14 protein-coding genes, 1 rRNA gene and 1 pseudogene (1 of these 16 cut by a window edge) are annotated in these 10,875 nt (G+C 45.0%); 7 read left to right on the top strand and 9 right to left on the bottom strand.

Going from position 1 to position 10,875, the window contains the following annotated elements; all coding sequences use genetic code 11:
* Positions 1-975: ribosomal RNA gene (locus OSC7112_RS02540) — 16S ribosomal RNA — on the bottom strand; it reaches 525 nt to the left of the window's first position.
* A 483-nt stretch (positions 976-1,458) separates the two neighbouring features.
* Here OSC7112_RS02540 and OSC7112_RS02535 point away from each other — a divergent pair.
* The 6 genes from OSC7112_RS02535 (at position 1,459) to OSC7112_RS42295 (ending at position 6,155) form a co-directional block, all read left to right on the top strand.
* Positions 1,459-2,715, top strand: coding sequence for an ABC transporter substrate-binding protein (locus OSC7112_RS02535; protein ID WP_015174433.1), 1,257 nt, complete (start codon positions 1,459-1,461; stop codon positions 2,713-2,715).
* Between the two features lie 164 nt (positions 2,716-2,879).
* Entirely contained in the window at positions 2,880-3,830 is a 951-nt protein-coding gene (locus OSC7112_RS02530) for a branched-chain amino acid ABC transporter permease (RefSeq protein WP_015174432.1), read from the top strand.
* Between the two features lie 53 nt (positions 3,831-3,883).
* Complete coding sequence (locus tag OSC7112_RS02525; protein ID WP_223300744.1) at positions 3,884-4,447, top strand: GNAT family N-acetyltransferase; 564 nt, start codon at positions 3,884-3,886, stop codon at positions 4,445-4,447.
* Between the two features lie 39 nt (positions 4,448-4,486).
* Positions 4,487-5,422: a branched-chain amino acid ABC transporter permease gene (locus OSC7112_RS02520; RefSeq protein WP_015174430.1), complete on the top strand. Its 936-nt coding sequence runs from the start codon at positions 4,487-4,489 to the stop codon at positions 5,420-5,422.
* Between the two features lie 146 nt (positions 5,423-5,568).
* Positions 5,569-5,799 carry a DUF433 domain-containing protein gene (locus OSC7112_RS02515; protein WP_015174429.1) on the top strand — a complete coding sequence of 77 codons (231 nt, stop codon included), beginning with the start codon at positions 5,569-5,571 and terminating at the stop codon, positions 5,797-5,799.
* Positions 5,800-5,867: 68 nt separating this feature from the next.
* Positions 5,868-6,155 (top strand): DUF5615 family PIN-like protein, encoded by a 288-nt coding sequence (locus tag OSC7112_RS42295; RefSeq protein ID WP_397319627.1) that lies wholly within the window; start codon positions 5,868-5,870, stop codon positions 6,153-6,155.
* A 201-nt stretch (positions 6,156-6,356) separates the two neighbouring features.
* Here OSC7112_RS42295 and OSC7112_RS02510 read toward each other — a convergent pair whose 3' ends face one another.
* Complete coding sequence (locus OSC7112_RS02510; RefSeq protein WP_015174428.1) at positions 6,357-6,698, bottom strand: hypothetical protein; 342 nt, start codon at positions 6,696-6,698, stop codon at positions 6,357-6,359.
* Between the two features lie 502 nt (positions 6,699-7,200).
* On the opposite strand from OSC7112_RS02510, the gene OSC7112_RS02505 reads away from it, so the two are divergent.
* Positions 7,201-7,713, top strand: a complete 513-nt coding sequence (locus tag OSC7112_RS02505) for a helix-turn-helix domain-containing protein (RefSeq protein ID WP_041622870.1) — start codon at positions 7,201-7,203, stop codon at positions 7,711-7,713.
* A gap of 67 nt (positions 7,714-7,780) precedes the next feature.
* Here OSC7112_RS02505 and OSC7112_RS37740 read toward each other — a convergent pair.
* From OSC7112_RS37740 to OSC7112_RS02480, 7 genes and pseudogenes are all read right to left on the bottom strand, one after another.
* Positions 7,781-8,010, bottom strand: a pseudogene (locus OSC7112_RS37740) (ISKra4-like element ISMiva1 family transposase); the annotation flags it as partial.
* A gap of 190 nt (positions 8,011-8,200) precedes the next feature.
* On the bottom strand, positions 8,201-8,608 hold the full coding sequence (locus OSC7112_RS02500) for a VOC family protein (protein WP_015174426.1): 408 nt from the start codon (positions 8,606-8,608) through the stop codon (positions 8,201-8,203).
* Between the two features lie 98 nt (positions 8,609-8,706).
* A complete protein-coding gene (locus tag OSC7112_RS02495) occupies positions 8,707-9,117 on the bottom strand; it encodes a VOC family protein (RefSeq protein WP_015174425.1) in 411 nt (136 codons plus the stop codon).
* A 91-nt stretch (positions 9,118-9,208) separates the two neighbouring features.
* The gene (locus tag OSC7112_RS02490; protein WP_015174424.1) at positions 9,209-9,640 is read right to left on the bottom strand and encodes a YciI family protein; all 432 of its coding nucleotides are present in this window, start codon (positions 9,638-9,640) and stop codon (positions 9,209-9,211) included.
* Positions 9,641-9,677: 37 nt separating this feature from the next.
* Positions 9,678-10,130 carry a YybH family protein gene (locus tag OSC7112_RS02485; protein ID WP_015174423.1) on the bottom strand — a complete coding sequence of 151 codons (453 nt, stop codon included), beginning with the start codon at positions 10,128-10,130 and terminating at the stop codon, positions 9,678-9,680.
* A 73-nt stretch (positions 10,131-10,203) separates the two neighbouring features.
* The gene (locus tag OSC7112_RS39260) at positions 10,204-10,356 is read right to left on the bottom strand and encodes a hypothetical protein (RefSeq protein ID WP_190274320.1); all 153 of its coding nucleotides are present in this window, start codon (positions 10,354-10,356) and stop codon (positions 10,204-10,206) included.
* 93 nt (positions 10,357-10,449) lie between these two features.
* Entirely contained in the window at positions 10,450-10,809 is a 360-nt protein-coding gene (locus tag OSC7112_RS02480) for a YciI family protein (protein WP_015174422.1), read from the bottom strand.
* Positions 10,810-10,875: the final 66 nt, after the last annotated feature.

The raw sequence follows: 10,875 nt of genomic DNA, 5'->3' as shown, positions 1-10,875 counted from the left end.
TGTTTCCAGAAGATTCGCGACATGTCAAGTCCTGGTAAGGTTCTTCGCGTTGCATCGAATTAAACCACATACTCCACCGCTTGTGCGGGCCCCCGTCAATTCCTTTGAGTTTCACACTTGCGTGCGTACTCCCCAGGCGGGATACTTAACGCGTTAGCTACGGCACTGTCCGGGTCGATACAGACAACACCTAGTATCCATCGTTTACGGCTAGGACTACTGGGGTATCTAATCCCATTCGCTCCCCTAGCTTTCGTCCCTGAGTGTCAGTTATGGTCCAGCAGAGCGCCTTCGCCACCGATGTTCTTCCTGATCTCTACGCATTTCACCGCTACACCAGGAATTCCCTCTGCCCCTACCATACTCTAGCTGTTCAGTTTCCACTGCCTTTCCGAAGTTAAGCCCCGGTCTTTGACAGCAGACTTGAACTGCCACCTGCGGACGCTTTACGCCCAATCATTCCGGATAACGCTTGCATCCTCCGTCTTACCGCGGCTGCTGGCACGGAGTTAGCCGATGCTGATTCCTCTGGTACCGTCAGGTTGCTTTCACAACTTTCTTCCCAGAGAAAAGGGGTTTACAACCCAAGAGCCTTCTTCCCCCACGCGGTCTTGCTCCGTCAGGCTTTCGCCCATTGCGGAAAATTCCCCACTGCTGCCTCCCGTAGGAGTCTGGGCCGTGTCTCAGTCCCAGTGTGGCTGATCGTCCTCTCAGACCAGCTACCGATCGTCGCCTTGGTGGGCTTTTACTCCGCCAACTAGCTAATCGGACGCGAGCTCATCTTCAGGCTATAAATATTTTCCCTTTCGGTTCATCGGGGCTTAGCAGTCGTTTCCAACTGTTGTCTCCGTCCTGAAGGCAGATTCTCACGCGTTACTCACCCGTCCGCCACTAAGTATTTCTACTCCGTTCGACTTGCATGTGTTAAGCAGACCGCCAGCGTTCATCCTGAGCCAGGATCAAACTCTCCGTGTTGTTGAGTTCTTTTTGGCTCGTCAAGTTCTTTCTACTCATCCCTAAGGCTGGTTTGTTTCCCTTGACTTTTTTCTCGTTGTTTGCGATATTAAGTATCAGCTCTCGCTTTGACTCTCTACCTTGATTTTTTTGACGAGGTTAATAGTGCTTTAAGCTTTCAAACTATTCTTTTTTCTAGGTTCAGTTTTTACCTTCCGGTTGCGGTTCAGTGAACCGCTTCCCTTCTGGCGCTTTATTAATGTATCAACTCTCCCCAGGGTTGTCAAGCGTTTTGCGAAAATATTTTTGATTTTTTTTTGAAGCCATACACACCAACGGTTTCGGCTAGTCAGCACCGCTCCTGCCTCCCCTGGCTGATTCCTCTTTCCCGGAAGGGGTCTTTTTTTTGGGCAAGATTGGACTTTTGAGGGGAGTATCTACCGCAAATCGGTAGAATATCTCTACGTGTAGATGTTCTATATATAGATGTTCGATCGCCCGCTCATGAAAAAACCTACAGCCCGCCCTAGTGGCTTATTCATTACCTGCGCTTCACTGCTGCTGGCTTGCAGTCAGACGAACACTCCCCAAACCTCTACTACAGCATCTCCGGCGAATTCGCCATCTCCCGGTGCTTCGCCAGAGGGTTCACCTGGGGGGAGTTCCAAAACTATATCTATAGGTATTGGGGTGGCCCAAACTAGCAATGTGGCTTTACTGGGTCAAGAACAGGTGGCTGGGGCGAAAATTGCTGAGAAGTATTTCAACGATAAGGGCGGTGTGGATGGGACGCCGATTAAACTGGTGTTCCAAGATACGGGTGGAGATGAACAAGGGGCGATCAATGCCTTCAATACTCTGATCAATCAGGATAAGGTGGTGGGTATTGTGGGCCCTACTCTCTCGCAGCAGGCTTTTAGTGCCGATCCGATCGCCGATCGAGCAAAAGTTCCCGTACTCGCACCCTCCAACACCGCTAAAGGCATTCCCCAGATTGGCGATTATGTGACCAGAGTCTCCGCGCCTGTCGCCGTAGTAGCACCTAATGCGGTGAAAGCTGCACTGAAGCAAAACCCCAATATTAAGAAAGTAGCAGTGTTCTTTGCTCAGAATGATGCTTTTAGCAAATCTGAGACTGAAACTTTTCAGACAACGGTTAAAGATATGGGGCTGGAATTGGCAACAGTCCAAAAATTCTTGACTACTGATACAGATTTCCAATCTCAAGCCACTAATGGGATAAATGTCAAGCCTGATTTAATCATTATTTCTGGGTTGGCCGCAGATGGAGGCAATTTAATTAAGCAGTTGCGGGAGTTGGGATACAAAGGCGTTATCATTGGGGGCAACGGTCTGAATACTTCTAATGTGTTTGCAGTTTGTAAAGCACTTTGTGATGGAGTTTTGATTGCCCAAGCCTACAGCCCGGAATATGAAAATGAAGTTAATAAGGCTTTTCGCGATGCTTATCGCGCTCAATTTAAGAAGGAACCACCTCAATTTAGCGCTCAAGCTTTTACTGGCGTACAAGTTTTTGTTGAGTCATTAAAGGCAATTAATGCTAAGTCGAAGGTTAGCAAAAAGCCTTTGGTAGAATTGCGTACAAATTTGAATCAGCAGTTGTTGAGTGGAAAGTACGATACTCCTTTGGGGGAAATTTCTTTTACGCCTGAAGGTGAGATTAATCAGAAACAGTTTTATGTGGCACGGATTAAGATGGAGGCGGATGGCAATAATGGTAAGTTTGAGTTTTTGAAATGAAGGCACGACAAGGATTTTGACACGGATACACGGATGAGTTATTGAGTGTGAGTCTGAGGCTAACCCCGCTGCCCCCCCTTGGGGGGAAGTCAGAAATCAGAGTAAAAATTGTATGCTGTTTGTTTTTGAATGATTTAATGTTGATGCCGAATCTCTAACTGGTGATGGACTTAACTCTGTTTTTGCAACAATTTTTGAATGGTTTGTCGATCGGCAGCGTGTATGCTATTTTTGCCCTGGGATACACGCTGGTATTTTCTATTCTGGGAATTATTAATTTTGCTCACGGTGCAGTATTTACTTTGGGTGCTTATTTCACCTATGCGCTGATGGGAGGTGCTTTCGGTTTTAATGGGTTGTGGGCTAACGCTCGAATTCCTGTGGATTTGCCTTTTGCTGTGGCGTTAATTTTGGGAAGTGTCATGGCTGGTTTGGTAGGAGTAATTGTTGAACGAATTGCTTTTTTGCCTTTGCGCCGCCGACACTCTGATTCTCTGCTGACTGTGGTTTCTAGTTTGGGTGTGGCAGTTGCGATCGCCAATATCATCCAATATCTTGTCGGTGCGGAAATTTACACTTTTCCTGCTAACACTTACGGCTATTTACCTGCTGCAATTAACTTCGGAACAGCGGATAAACCTATTCCGATTCGGACTGTTCAAATAGTAATTTTTTTGGTATCAGTTGCGATTGTGGCTGTCTTAACTTATTTAATAAATTTTACTAAATTTGGCAAAGCAATGCAGGCTGTGGCTGAAGATGCAACAACTTCTAGTTTATTGGGGATTGATACTGATAGGTACATTGTGTTGACGTTTTTTGTGAGCAGTTTTCTGGCTGGTTTGGCGGGGAGTTTGGTGGGTTCTAGTGTGAGTATTGCTGGGCCGTATTTTGGGATTGCTTTTGGTTTAAAGGGTTTGGCGGTGATTGTGCTGGGTGGGTTGGGGAGTATTCCTGGGGCAGTTTTGGGTGGGTTTATAATTGGTTTGGTGGAGGCTTTTGTACCTGGAGATTTTTCGGCTTATAAGGATGCTGTTGCTTTTGCTATATTGTTTATTATGCTATTGGTGAGACCGCAGGGTTTGTTTGGACGGCGCTTGATTCAAAAAGTTTAGGATTATTTGCAATAACTGTAGTGGATCAGTCGCTAAAGGGAGGTTATCTGAAAGTGGAAGTTCCATTAATTGTAAGCGATCGCCTTTTTTTGCGATTAGCAAATCAAGACGATATCTGCGAAATTATTAAATTTTACAGTGACAATCAAAAGTTTTTTACTCCCTGGCACCGACATTGGGCGGAGGATTTTTTAACGGAAAGTTATTGGCAAAAACAAGTAGAGAAAGATTTCCAAGGATTTGAGTCTGATAAATCTTTAAAGCTGTGGATTTTTGATAAGGCTAATCCTGAGTATATTCTCGGCAACGTTAACTTTGATAATTTTGTACGAGGTGCCGGTCATTTCTGCTTTTTGGGATATAATCTGGCAGAAGCGCAACAAGGTAAAGGTTATATGAGTGAATCTGTGCGAGTTGCAATTCAATATGTTTTTGAAGAGTTAAATTTACATCGCGTTATGGCAAATTATATGCCTAACAATCAGCGTAGTGGTAATCTACTTAAAAGATTGGGATTTGTGGTGGAAGGTTACGCTAGAGACTATTTGTTCATAAATGGTCGGTGGGAAGACCACATTCAGACTAGCTTGATCAATCGTAATTGGAAACCAAGTTAACCAGATTTTCCCTAATAAATTCCAATCTAAAATCAAGTTATGGCTACATTTTTTATTACTTACGGGTTTCTAATCGTTTCGATGTTGCTGGGTGCGATGTTGGGAATGTCGCTTTATTTGCCTCTAATGACTGGACAATTGTCTCTGGCTAGCCCTGGTTTTTATGCTTTGGGTGGGTATATTGCGGCGATTTTATCTACGACGGTGTTTCAACAGACAGGGGGTTTATTTCCTCTGCCATTGTTGTTATTAGAGATGATAATTGCAGGGATTGTTTCGGGGTTGCTGGGGATTTTGGTGGGAATTCCGGCGCTGCGGTTGAGTGGGATTTATTTGGCGATCGCAACTATTGCTTTTGTGGAAATTTTGCGGGTTTTATCGCTGAATTTAGATATCACTGGCGGGGCTGTGGGCATTTTTGGGATTCCGCAACCGTTTGCAACGCCGATCGAGTATTTGTGGATTGTACTACCTTTACTGTTGGTAAGTATGGCGATTGTCTATCGGCTGGAACGGATTCGGGTGGGGCGGGCTTTTGCTGCGATCCGCGCTGATGAGTTGGCGGCGGATGCGATCGGCATTAACCCAACTTTTTATAAAGTTTTGGCTTTTACGTTAGGTGCTGTTTTAGCTGGGGTTGTGGGTGCAGTTAGCGCTCATTTTCTGAATACTTGGAACGCCCGTCAAGGTACTTTTGATGCTAGTATTATTTACTTGACTTCTGTGTTGATTGGTGGTAGCAGAACGTTTTTGGGAGCAGTTTTGGGCGGGATGGTTTTTACTGCTTTGCCGGAGGTTTTGAGGGGGATGGCGACTATTCAAGGATTGCCGGTTTGGTTGGCGCAATTTCTGCGGGATGGGCGGTTAATTGTGTTTGGGTTGTTGATTGTTTTGGGGACGATATTTTTTCCGCAAGGGTTGGTGACGCCGGAGTTGTTGAAGAGGTTTAAAAAGGGCGATCGTACTTCTGTTTAAAATTAGATTTTTGGTGATGATGGCTACCAGTCACTGGCTTTAACGTCTAGACCAAAAGAGCGATCGCCCTGTCGGTGAAAAAAGACAAAGTGCGCTCGCCAACCTTATGACTTAAAATAGAAGAGACATATAGCTCTGCAGTCAACATGGACAGGATCTCCGTCAACCCTCAAATCCACTTTGGTAAGCCTTGCATAGCTCTTACGCGCATTACTGTGCAGAGCGTCCTCGAATTGCTCAATGAAGGACTTTCCTTTGCAGAAATTATCCAAGACTACTATCCAGATTTGCAAGTGGAGGATATTCGGGCCTGCCTACAGTATGCTATTGCACTGGTAGCGGCTGAAGATGTTCATTTGGCATTAGCAAACTCATGAAATTTCTGATTGACCAAGATGTGTATGCTGTCACCACAAAGTTTTTGATCGACACTTGACACGATTTAATTATTGTTGCTCAAATAGGTCTAGCACAAGCAAGTGATGAAGAAATACTTAGAGTAGCGCAGTCAGAAAATCGCATCCTTGTTACGCGAGACAGAGATTACGGAAATCTTGTTTTTGTTAGGGCGCTCGGAACTGGTGTGATTTACCTTCGAGTCTTACCAAAAACTGTGAACTCTATTCACAACGAACTAGCAAGAGTTATACAAACTTACTCTGAAGAAGAACTAAAAGGGGCATTTGTGGTTGTGGAACCGGATGGACATCGGTTTAGAAAACCACTTACATAAGGATTTGAGTTAGTTCGGTATTGGAAAGGAAAGAGCGATCGCCCTGTCGGTGAAAAAAGACAAAGTGCGATCGCATCTACACTTTTGATCGATCGCCTATCGATCAAAAAAGTAAGGGGCGATCGCATCCACACTTTTCATCTATCGCCTATCGATCAAAAAAGTAAGGGGCAATCGCATCATAAAATCTCAACCAATAACCTAAGTCCGCTTCATCTCCACTGGTTCCACCTCATATCGTCCCGATTTAAGAGTAATATTATACCTTCCTCCACCCCTTAATTGACGCTCAAGTATGTATCGAGGCTGGCGACCATATTCAGTATACAAAAGAAAGGTAGAAGCACCAGAAAAAGTACGACATTCACGAAGATCTAAAGCCTCGCCCTTACCGTTAAGTTTAAAGTGAAATCTTGCTTGAACACCTTCGCCGCTACAAATAGCAACTTGATTAGGTGCAATTTGAGCATTAACAGCGAGTGGCACAAATCCTAACACAGTGCTGAAAACAGTCAAAACGGTTATAGAAATTACATTACGCATTTTAATCAATCCTCCTTAAGGATGAATTCTTTATCTTTCCTACTAAGACCCAAGCCCGATCGCCCTGTCAGTCGGATTGAGTCGGAACTTTTCCAGAAAAATTTGCTCAAATGTCGGAAAGATCGGGTAATATCAGAAAAGCCTGCCTATCTGACCGATCTGTGGACATCGCAGAAGTCTTAAAACTGGTAGATGAAATTCTGTTCACCAATACAGGCGATCGCCCAAAACCTATAAGATAATTTGGAAGTGCGATCGCAACTCGCAAAATAGTAAAGCTCTATAGCTCGCCGTTGATGAGCGGAATTGGATGTGCAACAGCTTCTTCCAGCGAAGCTGATTTTTATCCTTTTCCACATCATAGATCGATCGCCCAAAACTGAAAAGCTAAAAAAGACGGAAAAAGACGGGTATTTCTAAAATCGCGATGCAAGGCGGAAAAAGACGGAAAAAGACGGAAAAAGTCGGGTATACTAACTGTGGTTCTCTAACACCCCTACTGATGGACACTGCCCATATCTTGCAATTTGTAGATGAAGTGCTCAGTGCGAAGACAGGCAAACATCTAAATGACTTGCAGCGTAAAATTATCGAGGGAATACTGAAGCGACAAAAGTATTCTGATATTGCAAATACTTATGGTTGCAGCGCTGGTCATGCTAAAGATGTAGGTTACAAGCTTTTGCAAATGTTATCTGATGTTTTTGATGAACCAGTTGATAAAGGTAATCTGGAATCAGTTCTAAAACGGCAATTAAATATAAATATTGCTCTAAATAATAGTAATAATATTGATATTGAGGGAAATAGCAACACAATTAACTATATAAATTCTTGCTCAGAACAACCCAATCCTACCCCAGATAAAAATCTGTCTGAAACTCCTGACTTCCAGGGAAACAAGAATCAAGTTAAGATTGAAATGGTTGGTAAATTACGGCAGTTGGGCTTGAGTGATGAGCAAATTGCAGAGGTGTTAGGGTTAGCCTTGGAGGTCGTGAAGCAGATGGATTGAAAAAAATGAGTTTATTAAAAGTTTAGTAATGGTTCATCAGCTCAATTGTTGTACGAGAACCGCTATTGAGGAACCCGACTACGGATTTTACTTTTCGGCTTCTTCCTGTTTTAATTCCTGATACTGTTGAAAGAAAAGCTACCTAGTTCGGAACCCACTTCTTTTAACATTTTTTGACGTAGAGATTTCTCGATACTTTCAGGCATTTGAGAGAGCGGCTGAATCTGTATTTCTGTAAATAATTTCTGCTACCCCTTTTAAGTATGCTTTTAGCTGCTGTTTATCTGAGGGTGTAATTTTCTCTATCTCATCCTTTTTTTACAGTTTTACTAAATTTTTTATTTTAGCCATTTTTACAGGGATTTGCCAAACTGAGATGCACCCTTTTTGGATTTTTGGAGATTCGATCGCTCTTCTCAATGCGATCGCTAACTTGGACCCATTGAGAAGAGCTTTGTATTGTTTTCAGGAAGCAGATAGAAAATGCCTAACCTTGATTGACTGCGCTGGGTTCCATGAACATAGTTTCCCAAATGTGACCATCTAAATCCTGAAAGCCATGACCATACATAAATCCGTAGTCTTTGGGTTCATTGTAGGTCGTTCCGCCAGCAGCAACTGCCTTGCCAATCATTTGATCCACTTCTTCTCGGCTCTCGGAAGACAAGCACACCAGCACTTCTGTACTCTTGGTAGCATCGCAAATTGGGTTGGGTGTAAATTCCTTGAACTTGGCTTCTGTCAAAAGCATGACGAAGATGTCTTCGCTCACAACCATACAAGTGGCAGTTTCGTCCGTAAACTGGGCGTTAAAACTGAATCCAAGTTTAGTAAAAAATTCTACAGACCGATCGAGATTTTTGACGGGTAAATTCACGAAAATTTTAGTGGCCATGTTTTCTCCTTTTTAACTTCGATCGCAAGGTGACACATTAACGATTTTTCGCTAATGTTTGAATTGAAGGGCAAGGCCTGTGAGCAAACTGGAAAGGGTTAGGTAGCTGGCTGGACATTAATCATCCACGGTGTGCCAAATCGATCGACAAGCATTCCAAAACGGGTAGACCAGAAGGTCTCTTGGAATGGCATCTTTACCGTTCCGTTTTCTGCCAATTTTTGAAATATCCGCTCCGCTTCGACCCGATCGTCAAATTGAAGATTCACAGAGAATCCCTGTGGTTTTTTAAAGCCATCGGGTGGAGTGTCAGAACCCATCAATACCATTCCACCAACAGTTAAGTTAGCGTGCATGATTCGATCGCGCTGTTCGGAGGGAATTTCCTCAGACACGGGCGCATCCCCATAGGTCATCATCCCGTCGAGTTTGCCACCTAAACACTGTTCGTAGAATTTAAATGCAGCTTCGCATTCACCGTCAAAAAAGAGATAAATATTCGATTGCATCACGTACTCCTTTGGTTAATAGTCGATCGAGCAATCCATTCACGGGAAATGATGTGGTGGCCGGACGAAAAGTTAGGCAGTATTGATGCCCTCAAGAACGCTGGAGTTGCTCTGCCCCCGCCCGAATGCGTTCTTCCTGTTCCCGGAGTTCGGGCGTCAAGGATTCGCCGAAGTCCTCTGCTGTAAAGATCGGGCGAATTTCGATCGCGGATTCTCCTGGCATCGGGTTGGGGCAGCGTTTGACCCAGGCAATCGCTTCGTCCATCGACTCCACTTGCCAGATCCAGAATCCGGCAATCAGTTCTTTTGTCTCTGTGAACGGCCCGTCAATCACGCTGCGATTTGTGCCTGAAAACGTCACCCGCGCTCCTTTTGAGCTCGGATGCAGCCCTTCGCCAGCGAGCATAATTCCCGCCTTGACCAATGCTTCGTTGTACTGCCCCATTTCCGTCAGAAGCTGTTCGCTGGGCATGACGCCTGCCTCTGAGTCTTCGGTAGCTTTGATTAAAACTATGACTTTCATCGTGAAATCTCCTTTTGTTTGTGGTTGTTGAGCTGGGCTAAGGTGCGATCGTGAAAACGGCTTTAGACGTTTCTGGATCGAAGGGGACAGAGCAATGCTCGTGCACAATCTGCCATCTGCCCTGTTTCCGCTGGCACGCAGAGGTGATTCGCATCCACATCTGCGCCCCTGGGTGATCTTTTGGCATCCCTGTGAAGTGAAAAAGCCAGTGCGCGATCGCCAAATCACCGCTCACGGTGAGGCTGAGGTCTCGCATCTCAATCCCGAAGGAGTCCGGGAAGCAAGGCAGGCACGCCTCCCACGTCCGTCGAAATTCATTTGCACCTTTGGTTTGGAACGGCGGGATTGCATCGAAAATAATCACATCTTGGGCGTAGTGCGCCATGATGCGATCGATGTCTTTGGCGCAGATGGCACTGGCGGTATCTGCGATGATTTGTCGAATCTGGGCTTCGTCTCGTGTTTTGGTGGTTTCGGTTGTCATAGTCATCGCGGTATCTCCTTATTGATGTCGATTGGTTTTCCGGGCGCAGATGGAAAACTGCTAACCCTTGCTCTACCATCTAGTCGAATAGAGGTGCGCCCGATCGACAAGTTGAACATTTTTTCTGAAAAAGTTTGTCAGTGCGGATGTGGAACTTGGCGTTGAGCGGTATTGACAAGCGAATTTCAAAGGTGGTACCCGCCACGCGATCGATCCGTGGAATCAATCCCAAATCGAAAATCGAAAATCCTCAAGAAAGAGCATTTATCTCGCGCAAGTCAATCCAAAATCTCAAATCTAAAATCGCGCAATCGATTGACGGCAACTACCGGTCTGATGGCAAGCCCGACAGTTCCACGATCGGGCGAATTTCAACCGTACCTTTACTGGCGCTTGGTATGCGTGCTGCGATCGCGATCGCTTCGTCAAGATCCTCGGCATCGATCAGAAAGTAGCCGCCGAGTTGTTCGCGCGTCTCCGCAAACGGCCCGTCGGTAACAAGTTTTTTGCCGTCACGCACTCGAATACTGGTTGCTGTGGCGATCGAGTGCAGCGGCGAAGCACCCAAATATTGACCGTTCGCTTGCAGTTCTTGGGTTAGCTGCAAAGACTTGACGTAGCATTGCTGCAGGTCGCTTTCAGTCCAGGCCTTTTCGTCGCTATAAATCAGCAATATGTATTTCATCGTTGTTACTCCAAAATTCGATCTGAGATAGTCGCCTGGATTTATATCAATTCCGGTTATATCGGA

Source organism: Oscillatoria nigro-viridis PCC 7112, assembly GCF_000317475.1.
In the GTDB taxonomy this organism is placed as follows: domain Bacteria; phylum Cyanobacteriota; class Cyanobacteriia; order Cyanobacteriales; family Microcoleaceae; genus Microcoleus; species Microcoleus nigroviridis.
The sequence above is the reverse complement of the archived record's forward strand: the minus strand, read 5'-3'. Positions and strand labels throughout refer to the sequence as shown.

Bases quoted from the DNA above. Each gene is read 5' to 3' on its own strand.
- OSC7112_RS02515 (WP_015174429.1), top strand. From the start codon at position 5,569: ATGGACAGGATCTCCGTCAACCCTCAAATCCACTTTGGTAAGCCTTGC.
- OSC7112_RS02520 (WP_015174430.1), top strand. From the start codon at position 4,487: ATGGCTACATTTTTTATTACTTACGGGTTTCTAATCGTTTCGATGTTG.
- OSC7112_RS02490 (WP_015174424.1), bottom strand. From the start codon at position 9,640: ATGAAAGTCATAGTTTTAATCAAAGCTACCGAAGACTCAGAGGCAGGC.
- OSC7112_RS02530 (WP_015174432.1), top strand. From the start codon at position 2,880: ATGGACTTAACTCTGTTTTTGCAACAATTTTTGAATGGTTTGTCGATC.
- OSC7112_RS02500 (WP_015174426.1), bottom strand. From the start codon at position 8,608: ATGGCCACTAAAATTTTCGTGAATTTACCCGTCAAAAATCTCGATCGG.
- OSC7112_RS02485 (WP_015174423.1), bottom strand. From the start codon at position 10,130: ATGACTATGACAACCGAAACCACCAAAACACGAGACGAAGCCCAGATT.
- OSC7112_RS02505 (WP_041622870.1), top strand. From the start codon at position 7,201: ATGGACACTGCCCATATCTTGCAATTTGTAGATGAAGTGCTCAGTGCG.
- OSC7112_RS02535 (WP_015174433.1), top strand. From the start codon at position 1,459: ATGAAAAAACCTACAGCCCGCCCTAGTGGCTTATTCATTACCTGCGCT.
- OSC7112_RS02495 (WP_015174425.1), bottom strand. From the start codon at position 9,117: ATGCAATCGAATATTTATCTCTTTTTTGACGGTGAATGCGAAGCTGCA.
- OSC7112_RS02510 (WP_015174428.1), bottom strand. From the start codon at position 6,698: ATGCGTAATGTAATTTCTATAACCGTTTTGACTGTTTTCAGCACTGTG.
- OSC7112_RS02480 (WP_015174422.1), bottom strand. From the start codon at position 10,809: ATGAAATACATATTGCTGATTTATAGCGACGAAAAGGCCTGGACTGAA.